This window comes from Streptomyces sp. CG4 (assembly GCF_041080655.1).
Classification (GTDB): Bacteria; Actinomycetota; Actinomycetes; order Streptomycetales; family Streptomycetaceae; genus Streptomyces.
The window spans coordinates 3,113,908-3,138,922 of record NZ_CP163525.1 but is presented as its reverse complement, the minus strand read 5'-3'; the positions used below and the strand labels follow the sequence as shown (position 1 = coordinate 3,138,922).

Annotated in this window: 19 protein-coding genes; 8 read left to right on the top strand and 11 right to left on the bottom strand. The window is 71.5% G+C overall.

Annotated features, from left to right (window positions below; translation table 11 throughout):
* Positions 1 to 15 precede the first annotated feature (15 nt).
* Both AB5L52_RS14085 and AB5L52_RS14080 read right to left on the bottom strand, forming a co-directional pair.
* A complete protein-coding gene (locus AB5L52_RS14085; RefSeq protein WP_351029404.1) occupies positions 16 to 708 on the bottom strand; it encodes a response regulator in 693 nt (230 codons plus the stop codon).
* Positions 705 to 2,333 (bottom strand): ATP-binding protein, encoded by a 1,629-nt coding sequence (locus tag AB5L52_RS14080; protein ID WP_369364292.1) that lies wholly within the window; start codon positions 2,331 to 2,333, stop codon positions 705 to 707. The genes AB5L52_RS14085 and AB5L52_RS14080 overlap by 4 nt, the downstream gene beginning before the upstream one ends.
* A gap of 133 nt (positions 2,334 to 2,466) precedes the next feature.
* On the opposite strand from AB5L52_RS14080, the gene AB5L52_RS14075 reads away from it, so the two are divergent.
* Positions 2,467 to 3,876 carry a cation:dicarboxylate symporter family transporter gene (locus AB5L52_RS14075; protein ID WP_351029436.1) on the top strand — a complete coding sequence of 470 codons (1,410 nt, stop codon included), beginning with the start codon at positions 2,467 to 2,469 and terminating at the stop codon, positions 3,874 to 3,876.
* A gap of 135 nt (positions 3,877 to 4,011) precedes the next feature.
* Here the strand turns inward: AB5L52_RS14075 and AB5L52_RS14070 are convergent, their stop codons facing one another.
* The gene (locus tag AB5L52_RS14070) at positions 4,012 to 4,650 is read right to left on the bottom strand and encodes a TetR/AcrR family transcriptional regulator (RefSeq protein ID WP_351029408.1); all 639 of its coding nucleotides are present in this window, start codon (positions 4,648 to 4,650) and stop codon (positions 4,012 to 4,014) included.
* 174 nt (positions 4,651 to 4,824) lie between these two features.
* On the opposite strand from AB5L52_RS14070, the gene AB5L52_RS14065 reads away from it, so the two are divergent.
* Both AB5L52_RS14065 and AB5L52_RS14060 read left to right on the top strand, forming a co-directional pair.
* Positions 4,825 to 6,498, top strand: coding sequence for an MFS transporter (locus AB5L52_RS14065; protein WP_369364289.1), 1,674 nt, complete (start codon positions 4,825 to 4,827; stop codon positions 6,496 to 6,498).
* Positions 6,499 to 6,606: 108 nt separating this feature from the next.
* On the top strand, positions 6,607 to 7,371 hold the full coding sequence (locus AB5L52_RS14060; RefSeq protein ID WP_369364288.1) for a DUF2127 domain-containing protein: 765 nt from the start codon (positions 6,607 to 6,609) through the stop codon (positions 7,369 to 7,371).
* On the opposite strand, the gene AB5L52_RS14055 is transcribed toward AB5L52_RS14060, so the two are convergent.
* Together AB5L52_RS14055 and AB5L52_RS14050 are read right to left on the bottom strand one after the other, a co-directional pair.
* Positions 7,368 to 8,246, bottom strand: a complete 879-nt coding sequence (locus AB5L52_RS14055; protein ID WP_369364286.1) for an aldo/keto reductase — start codon at positions 8,244 to 8,246, stop codon at positions 7,368 to 7,370. The genes AB5L52_RS14060 and AB5L52_RS14055 overlap by 4 nt on opposite strands.
* 1 nt (position 8,247) lies before the next feature.
* Positions 8,248 to 9,156 carry an NAD-dependent epimerase/dehydratase family protein gene (locus AB5L52_RS14050; RefSeq protein WP_369364284.1) on the bottom strand — a complete coding sequence of 303 codons (909 nt, stop codon included), beginning with the start codon at positions 9,154 to 9,156 and terminating at the stop codon, positions 8,248 to 8,250.
* Positions 9,157 to 9,201: 45 nt separating this feature from the next.
* Here AB5L52_RS14050 and AB5L52_RS14045 point away from each other — a divergent pair, with 45 nt between their 5' ends.
* The 4 genes from AB5L52_RS14045 to AB5L52_RS14030 all read left to right on the top strand — a co-directional run bounded on the left by AB5L52_RS14045 (position 9,202) and on the right by AB5L52_RS14030 (position 12,912).
* Entirely contained in the window at positions 9,202 to 9,723 is a 522-nt protein-coding gene (locus tag AB5L52_RS14045) for an Lrp/AsnC family transcriptional regulator (RefSeq protein ID WP_351029415.1), read from the top strand.
* Between the two features lie 29 nt (positions 9,724 to 9,752).
* Positions 9,753 to 10,181 carry a MerR family transcriptional regulator gene (locus tag AB5L52_RS14040; RefSeq protein WP_351029416.1) on the top strand — a complete coding sequence of 143 codons (429 nt, stop codon included), beginning with the start codon at positions 9,753 to 9,755 and terminating at the stop codon, positions 10,179 to 10,181.
* Positions 10,178 to 10,510 carry a thioredoxin domain-containing protein gene (locus AB5L52_RS14035; RefSeq protein ID WP_351029417.1) on the top strand — a complete coding sequence of 111 codons (333 nt, stop codon included), beginning with the start codon at positions 10,178 to 10,180 and terminating at the stop codon, positions 10,508 to 10,510. The genes AB5L52_RS14040 and AB5L52_RS14035 overlap by 4 nt, the downstream gene beginning before the upstream one ends.
* A 170-nt stretch (positions 10,511 to 10,680) precedes the next feature.
* Entirely contained in the window at positions 10,681 to 12,912 is a 2,232-nt protein-coding gene (locus AB5L52_RS14030) for a UvrD-helicase domain-containing protein (RefSeq protein WP_369368870.1), read from the top strand.
* Here AB5L52_RS14030 and AB5L52_RS14025 read toward each other — a convergent pair.
* From AB5L52_RS14025 to AB5L52_RS14005, 5 genes are all read right to left on the bottom strand, one after another.
* Positions 12,899 to 13,759, bottom strand: coding sequence for a hypothetical protein (locus AB5L52_RS14025; RefSeq protein WP_351029419.1), 861 nt, complete (start codon positions 13,757 to 13,759; stop codon positions 12,899 to 12,901). The genes AB5L52_RS14030 and AB5L52_RS14025 overlap by 14 nt on opposite strands.
* A gap of 45 nt (positions 13,760 to 13,804) precedes the next feature.
* A complete protein-coding gene (gene glgB, locus AB5L52_RS14020) occupies positions 13,805 to 16,138 on the bottom strand; it encodes a 1,4-alpha-glucan branching enzyme (protein WP_369368868.1) in 2,334 nt (777 codons plus the stop codon).
* Positions 16,072 to 17,475 (bottom strand): maltokinase, encoded by a 1,404-nt coding sequence (locus AB5L52_RS14015; protein WP_369364281.1) that lies wholly within the window; start codon positions 17,473 to 17,475, stop codon positions 16,072 to 16,074. Before AB5L52_RS14015 ends, glgB begins: the two co-directional genes overlap by 67 nt.
* Positions 17,476 to 17,562: 87 nt before the next feature.
* Complete coding sequence (gene treS, locus AB5L52_RS14010; RefSeq protein ID WP_369364280.1) at positions 17,563 to 19,263, bottom strand: maltose alpha-D-glucosyltransferase; 1,701 nt, start codon at positions 19,261 to 19,263, stop codon at positions 17,563 to 17,565.
* Positions 19,260 to 21,458, bottom strand: coding sequence for a maltotransferase domain-containing protein (locus AB5L52_RS14005; protein ID WP_369364278.1), 2,199 nt, complete (start codon positions 21,456 to 21,458; stop codon positions 19,260 to 19,262). The genes treS and AB5L52_RS14005 overlap by 4 nt, the downstream gene beginning before the upstream one ends.
* A 332-nt stretch (positions 21,459 to 21,790) precedes the next feature.
* Between AB5L52_RS14005 and AB5L52_RS14000 the strand changes: the two genes are divergently transcribed.
* Positions 21,791 to 24,409: a glycosyltransferase family 1 protein gene (locus tag AB5L52_RS14000; RefSeq protein WP_351579424.1), complete on the top strand. Its 2,619-nt coding sequence runs from the start codon at positions 21,791 to 21,793 to the stop codon at positions 24,407 to 24,409.
* A gap of 19 nt (positions 24,410 to 24,428) precedes the next feature.
* On the opposite strand, the gene AB5L52_RS13995 is transcribed toward AB5L52_RS14000, so the two are convergent.
* Entirely contained in the window at positions 24,429 to 24,950 is a 522-nt protein-coding gene (locus AB5L52_RS13995; RefSeq protein WP_369364276.1) for a DUF1990 domain-containing protein, read from the bottom strand.
* Positions 24,951 to 25,015: the final 65 nt, after the last annotated feature.

The window sequence follows — 25,015 nt, the reverse complement described above, 5'->3', positions numbered from 1 at the left end:
GCGCCGTTCACCGGCTCACCGCCCCTGCGGAACCCACCGATAAACCAGCTCGGGGCGCCCCACCTGTCCGTACTGCGGGCTGCGGTCGGCGCGGCCCGTGTCGACCAGGTGTTCCAGGTAGCGGCGTGCGGTGATGCGGGAGATGCCGACCGCCTCGGCCACGCCGGCGGCGGTGAGCCCGGCCGGTGCCTCCCGCAGGGTGCCCGTCACCCGCTCCAGCGTCGGCCCGCTCAGCCCCTTCGGCAGCGCCGCGGGCGACGGTGCCCGGAGCGTCGCCAGGGCGCGGTCGACCTCGTCCTGGCCGCTCGCCTCGCCCGCCGCCGCGTGGAACTCGGCGTAGCGGACCAGGCGGTCCCGGAGTGTGGCGAAGGTGAAGGGCTTCAGGACGTACTGGACCACGCCCAGCGAGACGCCCTCCCGCACGACCGCCAGATCGCGTGCCGACGTGACCGCTATGACGTCCGCGTGATGGCCGGCCGCGCGCAGGGAGCGGGCGAACTGCAGGCCGTGGACGTCGGGGAGGTGCAGATCCAGGAGCAGCAGGTCCACGGGCGTACGGTCCAGGACGCGGCGTGCCTCCGCGCCCGTGTGGGCCTTGCCGACCGCGACGAAGCCCGGTACCCGGCCGACGTACAGCACATGGGCGTCGGCGGCGACCGGGTCGTCCTCGACCACGAGGACCCGGATCGGCTGCTGGTCCGCGGTCATCCGCCGTCACCCGCCGCCGGCCGCAGCGGCAGCCGCACCTCGAACATCGCTCCGCCCTCGCCGTCCTCGTCCGACTCCGCCACCGTCAACGTGCCCTCGTGACGGGTCACCGCCTGCCGGACCAGGGCCAGCCCGAGACCCCGGCCGCCCGGCCCGGCCGGCTTCGTCGAGAACCCCCGCTGGAATACCAGGTCGGCATGGGCCGGGTCGACACCGGGGCCGGTGTCGGACACCCGCAGCACCAGTTCGGCGTCCGAGGCGTACGCCGTCACGGTCACCCGCGCCCGCGCGCTGCCCTGCGCCGCGTCCACCGCGTTGTCGATCAGGTTGCCGAGGATGGTGACGAGGTCCCGCGCGGACAGCCCTTCGGGGAGCAGGCCGTCGTCGAGGCGGCTGTCCGGGGACACCACCAGTTCCACGCCCCGTTCGTTGGCCTGGGCCGTCTTGCCGAGCAGCAGGGCCGCGAGCACCGGCTCGCCGACCGCCGCGACCACCTGGTCGGTCAGCGCCTGGGCCAGCTCCAGTTCCGCCGTGGCGAACGCCACCGCCTCCTCGGCCCGGCCCAGCTCGATCAGCGACACCACCGTGTGCAGGCGGTTCGCCGCTTCGTGCGCCTGGGAGCGCAGGGCCTGGGTGAAGCCGCGCTCCGAGTCCAACTCGCCCATCAGCGACTGGAGTTCGGTGACATCGCGCAAGGTCGCCACCGTTCCTCGCTGCTCACCTCCCGACACCGGGGACGTGTTCACCATCAGCACCCGGGTCGCCGTCAGATGCACCTCGTCGACCCGGGGCTGCGAGGACAGCAGCGCGCCGGTCAGGGGGGCCGGCAGGCCGAGGTCGGCGACCGAGCGGCCGATCACGTCATCCTCCGGGCCCACCCCCAGCAGTTCCCGTCCGCCGTCGTTGATCAGCGCCACCCTGTACTGCCCGTCCAGCATCAGCAGGCCCTCGCGGACCGCGTGCAGCGCCGCCTGGTGGTAGTCGTGCATCCGGCTCAGCTCGGCGGCGTTCATGCCGTGGGTGTGGCGGCGCAGCCGGGCGTTGACGACGTACGTGCCGACCGCGCCCAGCAGCAGGGTGCCGCCGGCCACCCCGAGCAGCGCCGTGACCTGGTCCTGGACCCGGGCGCTGATCTCCTCCACCTTGATGCCGGCGCTGACCAGGCCGATGACCCGGCCGTTCTCCTCGACGGGGGTCACCGCGCGGACGGACGGGCCGAGGGTGCCGGTGTAGGTCTCGGTGAAGGTGTGGCCGTGCAGGGCGGGGTCGATACGGCCGAGGAAGCGTTTGCCGATCTGGTTCCGGTCGGGGTGGGTCCAGCGGATCCCGTCCGGGTTCATGATCGTGACGAAGTCGACGTCCGTGTCCCGCATGACCTGCAGGGCGTACGGCTCCAGCGCGGCCGAGGGGTCGGCGGTGTGGATCGCCGAGCGGACCGAGGGCGCGTCCGCGATCGAGCGGGCCACCGCCGTGACCTGGCGGACCGCCGCGTCCTCGGCCTGCCGCTGGTCGCTGACGTAGGTGAACAGCGCGTACCCGGCCACGACCACCGCTATCAGCACGGCCTGCATGGCGAAGAGCTGGCCGGCCAGGCTGCGGGGCCGGGGGAGACGGGGGACGCGCATGCCAGCAGTGTGCCTCTTCGTGTGTCTCGTCGGTTAAGCGTGAACTAAATGAACGGAAGGGTGACCGCCCTCACAGGGCGGGAGATAGTCACGGCATCCCCCACAACCCCCGGACGTGAGCCGCACGCCGGTGATGCCGACGAAGACGTCAAGGAGGGCAGCCGTGGCCGCCAGCACCCCCGATACGGCACCTGCCGTGCCCCGTGTGAAACGGGACCGAACCCATTACCTGTACATCGCCGTCATCGTGGCGGTCGCGCTCGGCATCGCCGTGGGACTCATCTGGCCCGACGCCGCCGTCCAGCTGAAGCCGCTCGGTACCGGTTTCGTCAACCTGATCAAGATGATGATCTCGCCGATCATCTTCTGCACGATCGTGATCGGTATCGGGTCGGTACGGAAGGCCGCGAAGGTCGGTGCCGTCGGCGGTATCGCCCTCGGCTACTTCCTCGTGATGTCGCTCGTCGCGCTCGCCATCGGGCTCGTCGTCGGCAACGTGCTCCACCCCGGCGACGGACTGCACCTGACGAACGCGATCAAGCACACCGGCCACGCCCAGGTGTCCGCCGACGCCCTGCCGCCCGTCGACTTCGTGCTGTCGATCATCCCGACCACGTTCGTCTCCGCCTTCACCGGGGGCCAGGTCCTCCAGACGCTGCTGGTGGCCCTGCTCGCCGGGTTCGCGCTGCAGGCCATGGGCCCGGTCGGGCAGCCCGTGCTGCGCGGCGTCGAGCACATCCAGCGGCTCGTCTTCCGCATCCTGTCGATGGTCATGTGGGCCGCGCCGATCGGCGCCTTCGGCGCGATCGCGGCCGTGACCGGCTCGGCCGGCCTGGCCGCGCTGAAGAGCCTCGCCGTGCTGATGCTCGGGTTCTACGTCACCTGCGTCCTGTTCGTCTTCGTCGTACTCGGCGCGATCCTGCGGATCGTCGCGGGCCTGAACGTCTTCTCCCTCTGCAAGTACCTGGCGCGGGAGTTCCTGCTGATCCTGTCCACCTCGTCCTCCGAGTCCGCGCTGCCGCGGCTCATCGCGAAGATGGAGCACCTGGGCGTCAGCAAGCCGGTCGTCGGCATCACCGTGCCGACCGGCTACTCCTTCAACCTCGACGGCACGATGATCTACATGACCATGGCGTCGCTGTACATCGCGGACGCGCTGGGCACGCCGATGTCGGTCGGCGAGCAGATCCCGCTGCTGCTGTTCCTGCTGCTGGCGTCCAAGGGCGCGGCGGGCGTCAGCGGCGCCGGGCTCGCGACCCTGGCCGGCGGCCTCCAGTCGCACAAGCCCGCGCTGGTCGACGGTGTCGGCCTGATCGTCGGCATCGACCGCTTCATGAGCGAGGCCCGCGCCCTGACGAACTTCGCGGGCAACGCCGTCGCCACCGTGCTGGTGGGCACGTGGACCAAGGAGATCGACAAGGAGCGGGTGCACCGGGTGCTCGCCGGTGAGCTGCCGTTCGACGAGACCACGCTGCTGGACGAGCCCCAGGGGACGGTCACCGAGGTTCCCGAGCCGCAGGAGAAGGCGCTGGCCAAGGCCTGACCTGCAAAGATCACCGGATGTCCGGCCCCGCCTGAACCGGGGCCGGGCATCCGGCATTTTCCACGGCTGATGCGCCCACGGCTGATGCGCGGACCGCTGATTCGCCTACGGCTGATGCGCGGACCGCTGATTCGCCTACGACTGATGCGGCGACGGCTCTTCACTCACCTTGGCCACCAGCGCCGTGGCCGACGAGGCGGGCATGCCCGCCGCGGTCAGCACCGTGACCGTGGCCGAGCGGCCCGCCTCGTCCGCTGCCAGGAGGCCGTCGTTCACCGCCTCCATCACCGCGAACAGCAGCTGCTCGTGCACGTACGCCAGCGCCGGCGCCGGCAGCGGTGAGCTGAACACGCCTGCCGCCAGGCCCTGTTGGAGCACCTCGACCTTGTTGGCGCGCAGCGGGGCGAGGCGTTCGCGGATGCCCTGGACGGTGACCGTGCGCTGGGCCAGGGCCACCAGCAGCCGATAGCGGTCGGCGATCTCCCAGAGCGCGAGCACCGAGCGGGCCACCGCCTCCGCCGGATCCGTCACCCCCTCCCGCGCCCGGGCGTCCGCGTCCGCCAGCGCCTCCACGGCCCCGTCGACCAGCGTGCTGATCAGCGCCTCACGGCTGGGGAAATGGCCGTACACGGTCCGCCGTACGACGCCCGCGGCGCGCGCGATCTGGTCCATGGAGGCGTCGGGATCGCGCAGCAGTTCAGCGAGGGCGACGTCGAGGATGCGGCGCCGGTTGGCGTCGGCGCGGCTGATGTTACCCGTGGTCATGGCCGTCATTGTGCCTTCCCTCTGCCTTCGCTCGGTCTTCCCCGGCCGACTTGCACAGTCCTGTGCAACGGCGTACATTGCACATGGTTGTGCAATTCCACGGTTCTGTGCAAGTCCCGTGCGGGTCCACCGAGCGCAACCCGTGAAGTTCTCGTCGCGCATTTGAGGAAGGCGACCCCTGCCATGCGACTCGTCATGACCGAACCGGTCGAGAAGATGGAGCGCCCGTACGCCCGGCGCTGGTGGGCACTGCTCGTGCTCTGTCTGAGCCTGCTGATCATCGTGATGGCGAACACCGCCCTCACGGTCGCCGCACCCGACATGACGAAGGACCTCGGGCTCTCCAGCTCCGACCTGCAGTGGGTGATCGACGGCTACACCGTCCCCTACGCCGCGCTGATGCTGCTGCTCGGCGCGATCGGCGACAAGTACAGCCGGCGGGGCGCCCTGGTCCTCGGCCTCGTCGTCTTCGGCGGCGGCGCCGTCTTCGGCTACCTCGCCGACAGCGCGGCGACCGTCATCGCGGCCCGCGCCGTGATGGGCGTCGGCGCGGCGCTGATCATGCCCGCCACGCTCTCCCTGCTCGCCGCGACCTTCCCGCGAGCCGAGCGGGCCAAGGCGATCACGCTCTGGACCGCGACGGCCGGCCTCGCCATCGCCGCAGGTCCCGTCGTCGCGGGCGCGCTGCTGCGGGACCACGGCTGGGCCTCGACCTTCCTGATCAACGTGCCCATCGCAGCCGTGGCGATCGTCGCCGCCTTCGTGCTCATCCCGCCGTCCAAGGCCGGGCACCACGACCGCATCGACTACGTCGGCGGACTGCTGTCGGTGATCTGGACCGGCTCGCTGATCTACATGATCATCGAGGGCCCGCACTTCGGCTGGGGCGCGAAGGCGGTCACGGCCGCGGTCGTCGCCGGCGCCGGCCTGGTCGCCTTCGTCCCCTGGGAGCTGCGCCACCCCCGCCCGATCCTGGACGTCCGCCGCTTCGCGCAGCGCCGCTTCGCCGGCTCCAACCTCGCCGTGGCCCTGTTCTTCCTGGCCGTCTTCGGCGCCTTCTACTACCTCACCCAGCACCTCCAGTTCGTCCTCGGCTACGACGCCCTGGAGACCGGCGTACGGATGCTGCCGCTGGCCGGCGCCGTCTTCGTCGGCTCGGCCCTGACCGGCTTCCTGACCCCGCGCGTCGGCATGAAGTGGACCGTCACGGCGGGCATGGTCGGCGGCACGACCGCCCTCGCGCTGCTGACCCGGGTCGACGCGGGCTCCACGTACGGCGACTTCGTGGCCCCGCTGATCATCCTCGGCCTCGCCATCGGCCTCGCCCTCTCGCCCTGCACCGACGCCATCATGGGCGCCTTCCCGGAGTCCGAGCTGGGCGTCGGCGGCGCGGTCAACGACACCTCGCTGGAACTGGGCGGCTCGCTCGGCATCGCGATCCTCGGCTCACTGCTCGCCACGTCGTACGGCAACCACCTGCGCGACGCCACCGCCGGCAGCAAGCTGCCCGCGAGCGCCCTGGACACCGCGCAGGACTCGGTCGGCGCCGGATACGCCGTCGCGCAGGGCATCGTCGAGAAGGCGAACCAGCTGGGCACGCAGGCAGCCCACGCCACCAACCCGCAGCAGGCCGCCCAGCTCAAGCAGCAGGCCGCCGAACTCGCCGCCGGCGCCCGGCAGATGGCCCACGCGGTCGGCTCCTCCTTCTCCGACGCCGTCGCCCACACCAGCCTGGTCGGCGCGGTGATCCTCGGCGCCGGCACGATCCTCGTGGCCGTTCTGCTGCCACGCCGTGAAAAGGCCGCACCTGAGGTGAAGACCGAGGAGAGGGAACTGGCGAACAGCTCGGCCGGCTGAGCATCCCTTGCTCCGATCCACTAACGTGCCGCTCCGGATCATTCGGAACGGCACGTTCGTGTATGGCGTCAATACGTGTGAGTCAGCACCTGTACGGAGGCACGGGGGATGAAGATCGACTGGGACCGGCGGACCTGCGCGCGGAAGGGCCATGTGACCTACGCGCCCGACGACCCCCGCCTGCGCCTGCGGCTGCACGCCGAGACCGCGCTCGGGGACGTGTGGCGCTGTCTGCGCTGTGGTGACTTCGTGCTCGGGGAGCCGCACGGCTCGGGGCCGGCCGACGACGCCCCGCTGGTGGCGCGCGGAAAGGTGCTGCGGGATCTGTTCATCCTGCGCTTCCTGGCGATCGAGCGGGCGGTGCGCGGGGTGTTCATCGTGCTCGTCGCGGTCGCGGTGTGGAAGTTCAGCAACAGCCAGGATGCCGTGCGCCGGCTGTTCAACCAGAACCTGGACGTCTTCCGCCCGGTCTTCCGGCACTTCCACTACGACCTCGACCATTCCCCGGTCGTCGGCTCCATCCAGAAGGCCTTCGGCTACAAGCACTCCACGCTGCTGCTGGTGGCCGCCCTGCTGCTCGCCTACGCGCTGATCGAGCTGGTCGAGGCGGGCGGCCTCTGGTACGCCAAGCGCTGGGCCGAGTACCTGACCGTGGTCGCGACGGCCGCCTTCCTCCCGCTGGAGATCTACGAACTCTCCGAGAAGGTCAGCTACCTGAAGATCGTCACCCTGGTCCTGAACATCCTCGCCGTGCTCTACATCGCCCTCGCGAAGCGGCTGTTCGGGCTGCGCGGCGGCCGGAAGAAGTTCGAGGAGGAACGGCACAGCGCCTCGCTGATGGAGGTCGAGGAGTCGGCCGGGGTGACCGTCTAGGGCAGCCTCGCCAGCTCCGCGTCGGTCAGGTGCAGGTCCGCCGCGTGTGCCGAGTCCCGGATCGTCTCCGGCCGGCTCGCGCCCGGGATCGGGATCACCGCCGGGGAACGGGACAGCAGCCAGGCCAGGCAGACCTGCTGCGGGCTCACCCCGCGCTCGTGCGCCACCTCGTGAAACGCCGCGAACCGTGCGGCGCGCCGCGCCGGTCGCGACGGCCCGTCCAGGGAGCTGCGCGAGATCCCGCCCAGGGGGCTCCAGGGCAGGAACGCCAGCCCCAGTTCCGCGCACAGCCGCAGCTCCGGCTCGCTGTCGCGCACCTCGGGGGAGTAGCGGTTCTGCACCGACACCAGGCGGTCGCCGAGGATCGCGCGGGCGCGGTGGATCTGGTCCGTGGTCACGTTGGACAGGCCCGCCAGGCGGATCGTGCCCGCGTCCAGCAGTTCGCGCAGCGCGCCTACGGACTCCTCGAAGGGCACGGCCGGGTCGGGCTTGTGCAGCTGGTACAGCCCGATCGCCTCGACGCCGAGTCGCTTCGCGGAGGCCTCGGCGGCCGCCTTGAGGTGCCGGGGCGTGCCCGTCACCGTCCAGCTGCCGTCGGCCGGGCGGCCCCGGCCGCCCTTGGTGGCCACCAGCACGCCGTCGGTGTCACCGCCGTAGGTCGCGAGCGCACGCGCGACCAGGAGTTCGTTGTGGCCGGGGTCCTGGCCCGGCAGATGGTAGGAGTCGGCCGTGTCCAGCAGGGTCACGCCCGCCTCCAGCGCCGCGTGCACGGTGGCCAGGGCGCGTCCGTCGTCGGGGCGGCCCTCGATCGACAGCGGCATGGCTCCGAGCCCGACCGCGCTCACTGTGAGCCCGCCAAGGGTGCGGTAGTGCACGTCAGTTGTCCTTTCCCAGGGTCTCGGCGACGGCGTTCGGCAGCCACTGCCGTACCGTCCCGAAGGAGAAACCGAGCCGTACGGCCCGGGAGTTGTCCATGGCGTAGTGGCGCCGGAAGGCGAACGGGGAGACCTCGGCGGAGCCGGTCACCGCGAACACCGGCCCGGCCGCGCCGAGGTGGGCCGCCACCTCCGCGCACAGCTCCTCGACACCCAGCTCTCCGTGCGAGGCGGCGTTGACCGGGCCCGTGAACTCCTCGCCCGCCGCCCAGAACAGGAAGTCCGCGATCTCCTCGACGTGGAGGTACGTCGCCGGACGCGCGACCGGCGGTACGGCTATGGGGGCACCCGTGCGGATGCGGTCGGCGTAGTGCTGGAGACGGCCCGTGAAGTCGTCGTCACCGCCCAGGACATGGGCCACCCGGACGGACACGAACGGGAGGCCGGAGCCGTGCAGCACCGCCTCTGCCTGCCGCTTGCCCTCGCCGTAGTGGGACTCCAGGAACCCGGGGTCGTCCCAGGGCAGGTCCAGGTCCACCGCGTACGTGGCCGGGTCCACCGCGCTCTCCGGTACGGGCAGCCCGGAGTCCTCGTGCTCGTACACCTCCACCGTCGAGGTCAGCACATAGCGGCCGGTGCGCCCGGCGAGGACGCGGCGGGCGATCGCGGCCTGGCGCGGCGTGTAGCAGACCTGGTCGAGGACGACGTCGAACGTCCGCGTCCCGATGGCCTCGGCCAGGGCGTTCTCGTCGTTCCGGTCGGCGATCAGGTGCACCGCGCCCGGCGGCGGGGCCGTCGAACCCCGGTTCAGGACCGTCACCCGGTCACCGGCCGCCAGCAGCCGCCCGATCAGCCGCTTGCCGAAATAGCGGTTGCCGCCGATCACCAGTACGTCTCGCGCCGTTCCCATGTCCATAATTCTCCGGGCGGCACAGCGGTCCAAGAAGGGGGAGTCATGGGAGATACGGCCACCGCACCGAAAGAACCACGGCAGCTGCGGGCCGTCGCCAGCGAAACATCGGTGGCCTTCGACGGGGTGGACCGGCGGATCCTCGAACTGCTGCAGACGGACGGGCGGATCCGGCTCAGCGAGCTGGGCCGGCGGGTCAGTCTGAGCCCGGCGGCCGTGGCCGAGCGGGTGCGCCGGCTGGAGGCGGCGGGCGTGGTGGAGGGGTACGGCGCCCAGGTCGCGCCCGGCCGCCTCGGCTACGGCATCCAGGCCTTCATCCGGGTGAGCCCGCACGGCGGCTACACCCTCAAGCATCCGAGGACCCTGGAGCTGACCGGCCGGCCGGAGATCATCGAGGTGCACCACGTCGTCGGCGAGGACTGCTGGATCCTGAAGGCCGCCGTCACCGACACCGCGCACCTGGACGAGATCCTGGAGCAGACCTCGGCGCTGGGCCGTACGACGACCTCGATCGTGCTGTCCTCACCGGTGCGGCGCAAGCCGCTGCTGCCCCCGGCCTTGCCTTGACGCCGACGTCAACGCCTACCGTCGCAGGCATGCGAATCGGCGAGCTGGCCGCACGGGCCGGGACCACGACCCGCACCCTGCGCTACTACGAGGCACGCGGGCTGCTGCCGGCCCGGCGGGACGGCAACGGACACCGCACGTACGACGAGGCCGACCTGCGGCTGCTGGAGCAGATCCGGACGCTGCGGGACTTCGGGTTCGAGCTGGAGGAGACGCGGCCCTTCGTGGAGTGCCTGCGCGCCGGGCACCCGGAGGGCGACTCCTGCCCGGCCTCGCTGGACGTCTACCGGCGCAAGCTGGGCGAGCTGGACGCGCTCATGGGGCAGCTCGCGGCGGTGCGGGAGACGGTCGCGGGGCAGTTGCGGCGGGCCGAGCTGGCCCGGGACGCGCTGGCCGCCGAGGCGCTGGTTCCGGGGGGCCCGGAGCCCGTATGCGAACTGGGAGGGCTTTCGCGATGAGCGTGACGAGCGGACTGTCGCAGGTGACGGACGCCGATTTCGAGGCGGAGGTGATCGGCTCCGGTCTTCCGGTGCTGGTGCAGTTCACCGCCGACTGGTGCGGGCCGTGCCGGCAGCTCGCACCGGTGCTGAAGGACATCGCCTTCGAGGAGGGCGACCGGCTGAAGATCGTGCAACTGGATGTGGACCGCAATCCGCGGACGACCATCGCCTACGGCGTGCTGTCGACGCCGACCCTGATGGTCTTCCGGGACGGTGAGCCGGTGCGGTCGATGGTGGGGGCGCGGCCCAAGCGGCGACTGCTGGAGGAGCTCGCCGACGTGCTCTGAAGCGGAGCCGCCCACCAAAAAATCCCCTGAGCAATTGCGCTCGGGGGATTTCTGTGCGTATATTCAGTGGTTCGCGACTTCATTTCGAATTAGGTCGCGGAGAAGTTCACTGGGCACAGTATATCCGGGCGGGAGCGGAATTGTCAAACACCGAATTTCCGGACGATGAATTGCGGCGCGAGCAGGAATTCATCGACGGACTGTACGCGCGCGTGGACGTGCTGCGCGGCGAGACCGAGACCTCGGTCACGGACGCGCTCGCCCAGGGCGACAAGCCCATGCAGGCCCGGCTGGAGCGGGACATCCTGGTGGCCGAGCGCTCGGGGCTGCTCGCCGCGCTGAACGCCGTGGACGGCTCGCTCTGCTTCGGCCGGATCGACCTGGCCGACGGCACCGCCCACCACATCGGCCGGATCGGGCTGCGCGAGGACGACGCCGAGCACACGCCGGTCCTCATCGACTGGCGGGCCGATGTCGCCCGCCCCTTCTACCTGGCCACCGGGTACACCCCGATGGGCCTGCGGCGGCGCCGGCACATCACCACCGAGGGCCGGACCGTGACCTCGCTGCACGACGAGATCCTCGATCTCGGCGACGCGACCCGCACCGGGTACGAGGACCACAACGGCGACGCCGTGCTGCTGGCCGCGCTCAACAGCGCACGCACCGGCCGGATGAGCGACATCGTGCAGACCATCCAGGCCGAGCAGGACGAGATCATCCGGGCGCCGTACCGCGGGGTGCTGGTGGTCGAGGGCGGGCCGGGTACGGGGAAGACGGCGGTCGCGCTGCACCGCGCCGCCTATCTCCTCTACGAGTACCGCGAGCTGCTGGCCCGCCGGGCCGTGCTGATCGTCGGCCCCAACCCGGCCTTCCTCGGCTACATCGGCGAGGTGCTGCCCTCGCTCGGTGAGACGGGCGTGCTGCTCGCCACGGTCGGCGAGCTGTTCCCCGGCGTGAAGGCCACCGCGACCGACACCCCGGAGGCGGCCGCCGTGAAGGGCCGCGCCGACATGGCCGAGGTGCTCGCCGCCGTCGTACGCGACCGGCAGGCCCTGCCCGACCCGGTGATCGCGATCGAGCACGACCGCGAGGTGCTGATGCTCGACGACGGGCTGGTCGGCGTCGCACGTGAGCGCACCCGCGCGGCCAAGCTGCCGCACAACACGGCCCGGGAGCACTTCGAGGGCCACATCCTCAACACCCTCACCGAGCTGTACGCCGAACGCGTGGGCACCGACCCGTACGACGGCGGCAGTCTGCTCGACGCCTCCGACATCACCCAGATCCGCGACGACCTCGCCGAGAACCCCGAAGTCTGGTCCGCCATAGACCAGTTGTGGCCGCGGATCAGCCCGCAGCGGCTGGTCGCCGACTTCCTCGCCGAGCCGCACGACTATCTGCCGCAGGCGGACGCGGACGCCGTCCGGCGCCCGGTGACCCGCGCCTGGACCGTCGCCGACGTCCCCCTGCTGGACGAGGCGGCCGAACTCCTCGGCGAGGACGACCGGCTGGTACGGGCGCGTGCCGAGCGTGAGCGCGAGACGCAGATCGCCTATGCGCAGGGCGTGCTGGACGTGTCGTACGCGTCCCGGACGTACGAGTTCGAGGACAAGCACGACGACGATTCCGAGGTGCTGTCCGCGCACGACATCATCGACGCCGAGCGGTTCGCCGAGCGGCAGGAGGAGGCGGACCACCGCAGCGCCGCCGAGCGGGCCGCGGCCGACCGGACCTGGGCGTTCGGGCACATCATCGTCGACGAGGCCCAGGAGCTGTCGCCGATGGCCTGGCGGCTGCTGATGCGGCGCAGCCCGACCCGCTCGATGACCCTGGTCGGCGACCCCGCCCAGACCGCCGAGGCGGCCGGTGTCGGCTCCTGGGCGGACATCCTCGCGCCCTATGTCGAGGACCGCTGGGAGCACACCCGGCTCGGCGTCAACTACCGCACCCCGGCCGAGATCATGGAGCTGGCCGCGGCCGTGGTCCGCGCCGAGCACCCGGGCTTCGAGCCGCCCAGCTCGGTCCGCTCCACGGGCGTACGGCCCTGGGTGCGGCAGGCGCACGGCGAGCTGCCCGAGGCCGTGGCCAAGGCGGTCGCCGAACTCACCCCGGACGAGGGCCGGCTCGCGGTCATCGCCCCGCGCGAGCTGCACCGCTCGCTGGCCGCCCGGCTGGACGGGGTCACGGCGGGTGCCGAGCCCGATCTGACCCGTACGGTCGTGCTGCTCGACCCCCGCCAGGCCAAGGGCCTCGAATTCGACTCGGTCCTGGTGGTGGAACCGGCCCGCTACGGCACCAGCGACCTGTACGTCGCCCTGACCCGGGCCACCCAGCGGCTCGGGGTGCTGTACACGGACCGGCTGCCGGGGGCGCTGGCGGCGGGCGTCACCGGGGCGTAGGGGCCGTCGTACGGGTCGGTGCGGCGGACGGCGGCGGGTAGCTCGGGTGCAGCGCGGAGGACAGCGGGGCCAGCTGCGCGCACAGCGCGGTCGGGAAGGCCGGTTCTCTGCGCTGCACGGCCCGGCAGCCGCCGCCCGTGCTCTCCAAGAACGGTTTCCAGCCGGAGCGCTCGGCCCGGAAGAACCAGCGGTCGCCCAGGGACGGCGAGCAGCCGGAGTTCTCGCCGCCGCCGTCGCCGCAGGCCGCCGGTCCCGTGCGCCAGGAGAAGTCCAGCACCAGCCACGTGCCGTCGCAGTGCTGGTCGTCACGGTAGGAGTGCAGGGGCGCGTCGACGGCGATCATGGCCTGTTCGTAGGAGGCCGTGGTGCAGCCGGTGGCCGGCGGGTGGCAGCCGAGCCGCCCGCACAGCCGCAGCGCGGGCGGCTTGGTGCCGTCGGCGGTGAAGACCGTGTCGTTGTCGACGATCAGATCCCGCTTGCCCAGCGGCTGCGGCAGCCGGACCTGTGCCGTGGCGGTGCGCTGCCCGGTGCATCCCGAACGCCGGTCCCCGTTCGGCGACTCGAAGGTGACCTGCACCCACATGTGCTCCGGCCCGGTGTCCGTCACCGCCGCCCTGAGGTTCCGCACGCAGGGGTCCTTGCCGCTGGGTATCCGCGCGTCGACGCTGAGCGTGCGGTGGTCGGCGCCGAGCCGGGCGCCGGTGACTCCGGAGGGCCCGAAGACGGTCCACGGGACCGGCCCGGTCCGCGCCGGAGAGGTCCCGCCGGCCGCCCGGGTGCCGCAGCCGCCCAGGAGCAGGACGGCGACGGCACACAGCAGGGCGGTCACCGGTCTGTAGGGTCGCACGTGCCTCAATCCCCCCGTAGCGCACTGAAGTTGACCTGGGGGGAACTATAGGGCGCGTCCCGGCCCGGACGGGCAGGCGGGCTTCAGCCAGACCGTGGCCAGCGGGGGCAGGGTCAGCCGCACACTGGCCGGGCGGCCGTGCCAGGCCCGGGGTTCCGGTTTGACGACATCGGGGTTGGTGACGCCGCTGCCGCCGTACCGCGTGGCGTCCGTGGTGAGGCTCTCGTGCCAGGCCGGTACGTCCTCCGGGACGCCGAGCCGGTAGTCGTGGCGGACCACCGGGGACAGATGGGAGACCGCGAGGAGCGGGTTGCCGTCGGCGTCGAGGCGCAGGAACGCGAAGACGTTGTCGTCCGCCGCGTCCCCGGCGATCCACTGGAAGCCCGCCGGGTCGGTGTCCCGCTGCCACAGGGCCGGGGTGTCCCGGTACAGGGTGTTCAGGTCGCGCACGAGATCCCGTACGCCCCGGTGGTCGGCCGCGGCGCCGTAGGACGGGTCGAGCAGCCACCAGTCGGGGCCGTGCGCCTCGGACCACTCGGCCCCCTGGGCGAACTCCTGGCCCATGAACAGGAGTTGCTTGCCGGGGTGGGCCCACATGAAGCCGAGATAGGCGCGGTGGTTGGCCCGGCGCTGCCACCAGTCGCCGGGCATCTTCGAGACCAGTGCCTGCTTGCCGTGCACGACCTCGTCGTGGGAGATCGGCAGCACGTAGTTCTCGCTGTACGCGTACACCATCGAGAAGGTCATCTCGTGGTGGTGGTACTTGCGGTGCACCGGCTCGTGGGCCATGTACTGCAGCGAGTCGTGCATCCAGCCCATGTTCCACTTCAGGCCGAAGCCGAGCCCGCCGAAGCCGCTCGGGCCCTTGTGGTGGGTGGGGCGGGTGACGCCGTCCCAGGCCGTGGATTCCTCGGCGATGGTCACCACGCCCGGGCAGCGCCGGTAGACGGTGGCGTTCATCTCCTGCAGAAAGGCCACCGCGTCCAGGTTCTCCCGGCCGCCGTGCTCGTTCGGCTGCCACTGGCCCGGCTCGCGCGAGTAGTCGAGGTAGAGCATCGAGGCGACGGCGTCCACCCGCAGCCCGTCGATGTGGAACTCCTCGCACCAGTACACCGCGTTGGCGACCAGGAAGTTGCGCACCTCGCGGCGGCCGAAGTCGAACTCCAGGGTGCCCCAGTCGGGATGGGCGGCCCGCAGCGGATCGTGATGCTCGTACAGCGGACGCCCGTCGAACTCGGCCAGCGCCCAGTCGTCCCGCGGGAAGTGCGCCGGGACCCAGTCCATCAGCACGCCGATCCCGGCCTGGTGCAGCCGGTCCACCAGGTGCTTGAAGTCGTCCGGGGTGCCGAGCCGGGCCGTCGGGGCGTAGAAACCGGTGACCTGGTAGCCCCAGGAGCCGCCGAAGGGGTGCTCGGCGACCGGCATCAGCTCCACGTGGGTGAAGCCCAACTCCTTTACATAGGTGGGAAGTTGTTCGGCGAGTTCGCGATAGGTCAGGCCGGGCCGCCAGGAGGGCAGGTGGACCTCGTACACGGAGAACGGGGCCTCGTGCACCGGGGTGCCGGCCCGGTGCGCCATCCACTGCGCGTCGGCCCACTCGTGGTGCGAGGCGTCCACGATCGACGCGGTGGCGGGCGGCGCCTCGGTACGGCGGGCCAGCGGATCGGCGCGCAGGGTGCGCGAGCCGTCCGGGCGGGTGATCTCGAACTTGTACACCTCGCCCGCGCCGATCCCCGGCACGAACAGCTCCCACACCCCCGAGGAGCCCAGCGAGCGCATCGGGAAACCGGTGCCGTCCCAGAAGTTGAAGCCGCCCGTGACCCGGACGCCCCGCGCGTTGGGCGCCCACACCGCGAACCGGGTGCCCGGCACGCCCTGGTGGGTGGTGACGTGCGCGCCGAGCGCCCGCCACAGCTGCTCGTGCCGGCCCTCGCCGATCAGATGCAGGTCCAGCTCGCCGAGGGTGGGCAGGAAGCGGTAGGGGTCCTCGGTGTCCAGGACCGTCCCCTCGTACTCCACCAGCAGCCGGTACTCCGGTACGGCCCGCAGGGGCAGCAGCCCCGAGAAGAACCCCTCGCCGTCGTCGTGCAGCGTGACGCGCAGCTCGCCGGTGACGACCGTGACGGACAGCGCGTACGGCCGGAAGGCCCGGAAGGCGACGCCGCCGGGCACCGGGTGGGCGCCCAGGACGGCGTGCGGATCATGCTGGGTGCCGTCCGACAGCCGTGCGCGGTCGGCCGCCTCCAGCGCGGCGGAGACGGCGGCATCCGGGGTCCTCGGGGTCTTCTTCGAGGTGGCTGACTTCTTGGTCGTCACGAACGGGCCTCCAGGGCGGACGCGGCGAGGCGACGGATCGCCGACAGTGGTACGGGGAGCCAGTCGGGCCGGTGCCGGGCCTCGTAGACGACCTCGTAGACCGCCTTGTCGGTCTCGAAGGCCCGCAGCAGCACCGGATCGGTGCGCGGATCGCGGCCGGCCACCTCCGCGTACCCGGAGCAGTAGGCGGCCCGGCAGCCGCGCGCCCAGTCCGGCGCGGGCGGGCTCGCCGAGTGGGCCGCGTAGTCGAAGGAGCGCAGCATGCCCGCGATGTCCCGCACCGGCGGCTGCGGCAGCCGCCGTTCGGCCGGCGGCCGGGCCGGCTCGCCCTCGAAGTCGATCAGCGACCACGCTCCGGACGGCGAGCGCAGACACTGACCGAGGTGCAGATCGCCGTGGATCCGCTGCGCGGTCCAGGTGCGCCCCTCGCCGGCGAGTCCGGCCAGCGCCCGGTAGGACGCGCGCAGCCCGCTCTCGTACGGCCGCAGCGCCGGCACCGCCTGGACGGCCGCCGTCAGCCGCTCGGTCATCCCGTCGGCCAGCGACCGCAGCTGGGGGTGGCCGAGGGTGACCGTCGGCAGGGCGCGGGCGAGCGCGGTGTGCACCTCGGCGGTGGCCCGGCCCAGTTCACGCGCCGCCACGGCGAAGTCCTCGCCCTTGGCCAGCTCGCGCAGCGCCAGCTCCCAGCCGTCGCTCGCCCCGCTGATGAACGGCTGCAGCACGGCCAGCACGTACGGCTCGGTGCCGATCTCGGTGTGCAGCCAGGCCGTCGGCGCGGGCACCCGGGGGCAGCCCTCCCGGGCCAGCGCCAGCGGGAGCTCCAGATCGGGGTTGACGCCGGGCACGACCCGGCGCAGCAGTTTCAGGATGAACGTATCGCCGTAGACGACCGACGAGTTGGACTGCTCGGCGGTCATCAGCCGGGCCACCAGGCCCTCGCGGATCTCCTGGCGCGGGTCCCGCTCGAAACAGAGCCCGCCGATGCGGGCCTGGGTGCGCAGGGCCTCCAGGAGCAGCTCGGCGGGCCGGGGGTCGTACAGGGCCTCGTACACCGTGCGTCCGGTGAGCGGCCCGCCCTCCACATGTCCGATCAGCGCGGGCGCCAGCCGGGGCGGCAGCGCCTCGCGCACGCCTATGAGGAGCTGGTAGCAGTCACCGGGGTGGGGCTCGGCGCCCAGTACGGACGGCTGGTGGACGCGCAGCAGCAGATGGTAGAGCCCCAACCGGCCATCGGGCGGAAGCAGTTCGGTGGCGGCCACGGGCGTGAACCCGGTGACCGGGCGCCCCTTTCCGGCGAACCAGCGCTGCCGGGGCAGCCACTCGCGCAGCAGGGGATCGAGCGAAGCGAGGAGGTGACCGGTCGTACGGGAGCTGTCGGAAGGGGTGACCGTTTCCGCCATGGGTGGCACGTCCTTTCCCCGGATCGTCGGGGTGTTACTGATGCGTGCCCCGGGTGGGACGGTGGAAACCGCCCCACCCGCAGCGCCCTAAGCCGCGTCCGGCCGCAGCCGGAACCAGTAGAAGCCGTGCCCCGCGAGGGTGAGCAGGTACGGCAGCTCGCCGATCGCCGGGAAGCGGACCCCGCCGAACAGCTCGACCGGGTGCCGCCCGCAGAACCGGCTCAGGTCCAGCTCCGTGGGCTGGGCGAAGCGCGAGAAGTTGTGGACGCACAGCACCAGGTCGTCCTCGTACTCGCGCAGAAAGGCGAGCACCGCCGGGTTGGAGGACTGCAGCTCGTTGTAGGACCCCAGTCCGAAGGCAGGATTCTGCTTGCGGATCTCGATCATGCGGCGGGTCCAGTGCAGCAGCGAGGACGGCGAGGACATCGAGGCCTCGACGTTGGTGACCTGGTAGCCGTAGACCGGGTCCATGATCGTGGGCAGGAACAGGCGTCCAGGGTCGCTGGACGAGAAACCCGCGTTGCGGTCGGGGGTCCACTGCATCGGGGTGCGGACGGCGTCGCGGTCGCCGAGCCAGATGTTGTCGCCCATGCCGATCTCGTCGCCGTAGTAGAGGATCGGCGAGCCGGGCAGGGAGAGCAGCAGGGCGGTGAACAGCTCGATCTGGTTGCGGTCGTTGTCGAGCAGGGGGGCGAGGCGGCGGCGGATGCCGATGTTGGCGCGCATCCGTGGGTCTTTCGCGTATTCGGCCCACATGTAGTCGCGCTCTTCGTCGGTGACCATTTCGAGGGTCAGCTCGTCGTGGTTGCGCAGGAAGATGCCCCACTGGCAGCCGGAGGGGATGGCTGGTGTCTTGGCGAGGATCTCGGAGACGGGGTAGCGGGATTCGCGGCGGACGGCCATGAAGATGCGTGGCATGACCGGGAAGTGGAAGGCCATGTGGCACTCGTCGCCGCCGGAGGCGAAGTCGCCGAAGTAGTCGACGACGTCCTCCGGCCACTGGTTGGCCTCGGCCAGCAGCACGGTGTCCGGGTACTGGGTGTCGATCTCCTTGCGCACCCGCTTCAGGAACTGGTGGGTCGCGGGCAGGTTCTCGCAGTTGGTGCCCTCCTGCTGGTACAGGTACGGCACGGCGTCGAGCCGGAATCCGTCGATGCCGAGATCCAGCCAGAACCTGAGCGCCGAGATCATCTCCTCCTGCACGGCCGGGTTCTCGTAGTTGAGGTCCGGCTGATGCGAGAAGAAGCGGTGCCAGTAGTACTGCTTGCGTACGGGGTCGTACGTCCAGTTGGAGGCCTCGGTGTCGACGAAGATGATGCGGGCGCCCTGGAACTGCTTGTCGTCGTCGGCCCAGACGTAGTAGTCCCCGTACGGACCGTCCGGATCCCGCCTCGACTCCTGGAACCACGGGTGCTGGTCGCTGGTGTGGTTCATGACGAAGTCGATGATGACGCGCATGCCGCGTTGGTGGGCGGCGTCCACGAACTCCACGAAGTCGGCGAGGTCACCGAAGTCCGGGAGCACGGCGGTGTAGTCGGAGACGTCGTAACCGCCGTCCCTGAGCGGGGACTTGAAGAACGGCGGCAGCCACAGGCAGTCCACGCCGAGCCACTGCAGATAGTCCAGCTTGGCGGTCAGACCCTTCAGGTCGCCGATGCCGTCGCCGTCGCTGTCCTGGAAGGAGCGGACCAGGACCTCGTAGAAGACGGCGCGTTTGAACCAGTCCGGGTCCCGGTCCCCCGCGGGAGTGTCCTCGAAGGTGTCCGGGACGGGTTCGTTGACGATCATATGGTGGGTGACCCTCCGATCTGCGGGTTGGACGGTCGCAGGACGAAGACGTGCGCGGGCCTGTGACCCGGTTCGAGGCGCACGTAGTTGGCCCTGCCCCAGTAGTAGGTCTCGCCGGTGAGCTCGTCGCGCACCGGCACGGACTCGTGCCAGTCCAGGCCGAGTTGCGGCATGTCCAACGAGACCGTGGCTTCCTGGGTGTGGTGGGGGTCGAGGTTGGCGACCACCACAACGGTGTTCGAGCCACTCCGCTTGGAGTAGGCGATGACCGGGTCCTTGTCGGCGTGGTGGAAGTGCAGATCGCGCAGCCGGCGCAGGGCCGGGTTCTGCCTCCGGATGGCGTTGAGCCTGGTGATGAGCGGTGCGATGGTGCGGCCCTCGCGCGCCGCGGCCTCCCAGTCGCGTGGCTTGAGCTGGTACTTCTCGGAGTTGAGGTATTCCTCGCTGCCTTCGCGCAGCGGGGTGTTCTCGCACAGTTCGTAGCCGCTGTAGATGCCCCAGGTGGGGGAGAGGGTCGCGGCGAGCACGGCGCGGACCTCGAAGGCGGGCCGGCCGCCGTGCTGCAGATACGCGTGCAGGATGTCCGGGGTGTTGGCGAAGAGGTTCGGCCGCATGTAGGCCGCCGCCTCACCCGCCAACTCACCGAAATACTCGGTGAGTTCCTGCTTGCTGTTGCGCCAGGTGAAGTAGGTGTACGACTGCTGGAACCCGATCTGCGCCAGGGTGTGCATCATGGCCGGGCGGGTGAACGCCTCGGCCAGGAAGATCACGTCCGGGTCGCGGCCGTTGACCTCGGCGAGGACCCGCTCCCAGAACACGACGGGCTTGGTGTGCGGGTTGTCGACCCGGAAGATCCGCACCCCGTGCCCCATCCAGTGCCGCAGGATCCGTACCGTCTCGGCGACCAGCCCGTCCAGGTCCGCGTCGAAGGCGACCGGGTAGATGTCCTGGTACTTCTTCGGCGGGTTCTCGGCGTAGGCGATCGTGCCGTCGGGGCGGTGATGGAACCACTCGGGATGCTTGTGCACCCAGGGATGGTCGGGCGAACACTGCAACGCGAAGTCCAGCGCCACCTCCAGGCCCAGCTTGCGGGCCTCGGCGACGAAGAAGTCGAAGTCCTCGATCGTGCCGAGAGCGGGGTGGACGCTGTCGTGGCCGCCCTCGGGAGAGCCGATCGCCCAGGGCACGCCCACGTCGTCGGGGCCGGCGGTGAGGGTGTTGTCGGGCCCTTTGCGGAAGGTCGTGCCGATGGGGTGGACGGGGGGGAGGTAGACGACGTCGAAGCCCATCTCCGCGATGGGCTTGAGCCGACGCGCGGCCGTGCGGAAGGTGCCGTGCGGCTGTTCGGCGGTGCCTTCGGAGCGGGGGAAGAACTCGTACCAGGAGCCGTACAGGGCCCGTTCGCGTTCCACCAGCAGCGGCATCGGGTCGGAGGCGGTGACCAGGTCCCGCAACGGGTGACGAGCCAGCAGCGCTTCCACGTCCGGGGCCAGCGCCGCCGCGAGGCGCCAGGCGGCCGGCCGGTCCTCGTCCCGCAGGGCCCGGACCGCCTCCCGCAGGACCGGCCGCTGCCCTGCGGGCACTTCGGCCGCCGCGCGCTCGTACAGCCGCGCGCCCTCCTCCAGGACCAGTTCGGTGTCCATGCCCGCGGGGATCTTGATGCGAGCGTGGTGCCGCCAGGTGGCGACCGGGTCGGACCAGGCCTCCACCGTGTAGGTCCAGCGGCCCGGTTCGCCCGCGGTGACGGTGGCGCCCCAGCGGTCGGTGCCCGGGGCGAGTTCGCGCAGCGGTGTCCACGGGCCGACGCGGCCCTTCGGGTCGCGCAGGACCACATTGGCGCCCACGGCGTCGTGCCCCTCCCGGAACACGGTGGCGGACACCTCGAACGACTCACCGGTCACCGCTTTGGCCGGCCTGCGCCCGTGCTGCACCACGGGGCGCACGTCGAGGACGGGGATACGGCCGAGGGTGGTCTGCGCGGCGGCGGCGGGCCGGGTGCCGGCGGGGCCCGGCGGACCGGGCGGACCGGGCACGCGGGCGGCGGGCTTCGCGGCCTTCTTGCCCGTTGTCTTCTTTGCCGTTGCCTTCTTCGCCGCTGTCTTCTTTGCCGGCTCTTTCCCGGCCGGTTCCTTCTCTGCCTCTGCCGTGGGCTCGCTGCTGTTCGGAGGTGCTGACGAATGGTGCGTGGCGGGCATGACCGCTCCTGTCCGCGTCAACGTGGGTGTGGGCGGAGGTATGTGGGGAGGTGGGTCCTGCGGAGGTGCTGTGGGACGTCTGTGGGGTGTGTACCGGAGGAGCCTTCCCACCCTGTTCGGGTGGGCAATCCGGAACTTTGTTAACTACTCACGCGTATGTCCACCCGGAAGACCGGCCCCCATTTTCCAGGTGCCCGCAGGCAGCCTCCGCACACCCCCGACACCCCCGTCGGGCGCCTCCCCACCGACGCCCGGGTAACCACTACCGTCGGGGATGACGAGGAGACGTACGGCGCCGTACGTCTCGCCCCGTAACGCGCCCGAGGTGGAATGTGAAGGCGATCCGTCGGTTCACCGTCCGTCCCGTTCTCCCCGAACCCCTCCGGCCGCTGAGCGACCTGGCGCGCAATCTGCGCTGGTCCTGGCATGCGGAAACGCGCGATCTGTTCCAGTCCGTCGACCCCGAGGCCTGGACCGCCGCCGGGGCCGACCCGGTGCGGATACTGGGCCGGGTGCGGCCCGCCCGGCTGGCCGAGCTGGCCGGGGACCGGCGCTTTCTGCGCCGGCTGACCGCGGTCGCGGACGACCTCGACGACTATCTGACCGGCGACCGCTGGTACCAGACCCAGGCCGGCGGTCTGCCCGCCGCCGTCGCCTACTTCTCCCCGGAGTTCGGCATCACGGCCGCGCTGCCCCAGTACTCCGGCGGGCTCGGCATCCTCGCCGGCGACCATCTGAAGGCGGCCAGCGACCTCGGCGTACCCCTGATCGGTGTCGGTCTCCTCTACCGGCACGGATACTTCCGGCAGACCCTGTCCCGGGACGGCTGGCAGCAGGAGCACTATCCGGTGCTCGACCCCAACGAGCTGCCGCTCTCCCAGCTGAAAGAGCCCGACGGCGGCCCGGCGCAGCTCTCGCTCGCCCTGCCCGGCGGCCGGGCGCTGCACGCCCGGATCTGGCTGGCGCAGGTCGGCCGGGTGCCGCTGCTGCTGCTCGACTCCGACGTGGAGGAGAACGACCTCGGCGAACGCGGGGTGACCGACCGGCTCTACGGCGGCGGCAGCGAACACCGGCTGCTGCAGGAGATGCTGCTCGGCATAGGGGGTGTGCGGGCCGTACGGACGTACTGCCGGCTCACCGGGCACCCGGAGCCGGAGGTGTTCCACACCAACGAGGGGCACGCGGGCTTCCTCGGCCTGGAGCGGATCGCCGAACTGTGCGCGGACGGCTCGGACTTCGCCGCGGCGCTGGAGGCCGTGCGCGGCGGCACGGTCTTCACGACGCACACCCCCGTCCCGGCCGGCATCGACCGCTTCGACCGGGAGCTGGTCGCCCGGCACTTCGGGGCGGACGCCGAGCTGCCCGGCATCGAGGTCGACCGCGTGCTGCGCCTCGGCATGGAGACCTACCCGGGCGGCGAGCCGAATCTGTTCAACATGGCCGTGATGGGGCTCAGGCTGGCCCAGCGGGCCAACGGGGTGTCGCTGCTGCACGGGCAGGTCAGCCGGGAGATGTTCGCCGGGCTGTGGCCGGGATTCGACGCCGAGGAGGTGCCGATCACCTCCGTGACCAACGGGGTGCACGCGCCGACCTGGGTCGCCCCCGAGGTGCTGCGGCTCGGTGCCCGGCAGGTCGGCCCCGCGCGGGCCGAGGACGCGCTGAGCGTCGGCGGCTCCGAGCGCTGGGACTCGGTCGCGGAGATCGACGACCAGGAGATCTGGGAGCTGCGCCGCACCCTGCGCGAACAGCTGGTGCTGGAGGTGCGCGAGCGGCTGCGCGTGTCCTGGCGGCAACGCGGGGCGGGGAACGCCGAGTTGGGCTGGATCGACGGGGTGCTGGACCCGGACGTCCTGACGATCGGATTCGCGCGCAGGGTCCCGTCGTACAAACGCCTGACCTTGATGCTGCGCGATCGCGACCGGCTGATGGAACTCCTGCTCCACCCGGAGCGCCCGCTGCAGATCGTGGTCGCCGGCAAGGCGCACCCGGCGGACGACAGCGGCAAGCGCCTGGTCCAGGAGCTGGTCCGCTTCGCCGACGACCCGCGCGTCCGCCATCGCATCGTCTTCCTGCCCGACTACGGCATGGCGATGGCGCAGAAGCTCTACCCCGGCTGCGACGTCTGGCTGAACAACCCGCTGCGCCCGCTGGAGGCCTGTGGCACGAGCGGCATGAAGGCGGCGCTGAACGGCTGTCTGAATCTCTCCGTCCTGGACGGCTGGTGGAACGAATGGTTCCAGCCGGACTTCGGCTGGGCCATCCCGACGGCGGACGGCGCCGGCACCGATCCGGACCGCCGCGACGACATCGAGGCGGCGGCCCTGTACGACCTCCTCGAACAGCGGATCACCCCCCGCTTCTACGAACGCGGACGCGCCGGACTGCCCGACCGCTGGATCCAGATGGTCCGCCAGACCCTCACCCTGCTCGGCCCCAAGGTGCTGGCCGGCCGTATGGTCCGCGAGTACGTCGAGCGGCTCTACGTCCCCGCCGCGCAGGCGCACCGCGCGCTGACCCCCGAGGCGGCGCGGGAACTGGCCGGGTGGAAGGCGCGGGTGCGGGCGGCCTGGCCCGGGGTGAGCGTCGACCATGTGGAGACGAGCGCGACGACGGTCACCGCGGAACTGGGCACGACCGTGGGCCTCAGGGTCCGGGTGGGCCTCGGCGAGCTGACCCCGGACGACGTGGAGGTCCAGGCGGTGTCCGGCCGGGTGGACGCCGAGGACCGCATCACCGACGCGACGGTCGTCCCGCTGAAGCCGGCCGGCACCCCGGACCTGGAGGGCCGCCTGCTGTACGAGGGCCCCCTCGCCCTGGACCGCACCGGCTCCTACGGCTACACGGTCCGCATCCTCCCCACCCACCCCCTCCTCGCCTCCAGCGCCGAACCGGGCCTGGTGGCCATGCCTTCGGGTGAGGGGGTGGAGGGGGCGGGGATGTTGCTGCGGTAGTGCGGTAGTGCTTTTTCGGTCAGCTCTCGTCGAACTCGGCGCAGAGTCTGCGCAGCACCGTGCCGCAGCGGCGGGCGTAGGCGTGCTGGAGGCCTCGGGTCGCCGGGCCGCCTGCCTTCGCGTACCACTTGGCCGGTCTGCTGAAGGCCGCGACCGTGAGCCAGACCGTGCCGTCGCCCGTGCGGTCGACGACGAAGGCCTCCTCGCCGCATTCGGGGTGGCCTTCGAGGGTGCCGTAGGCCCAGCCGGACCGGCGGGGTTCCTCGGTGGTCCAGATGATGCGGCAGGGGGCCTTGACGAGGGCGGCCAGGGTGACCGTGACGTCGATGCCGGGGGCCGCGCGGTCGGCGCCGGCGTCGATGCCCACGCCGAGGGCGCGGTGCATCTCCCAGCCGAGGACCGCCTCGGCGGCCCGGTGGAAGAGTTTCTGGCCCTCGCCGAGGCGGGCGCGGACGTACAGAGGATGGAAGCCGGGCGGGCAGTACGTCAGGTCGTCGCGGGTCGCGCCGGCCGGCTCGTAGGTGAAGGGCGCCGAGGACATGGGTCACAAGCGTAGGGCGACACCCGGGACGTCTTCCTCCCGGGTGTCGCCCGTCCTCAAGCGCG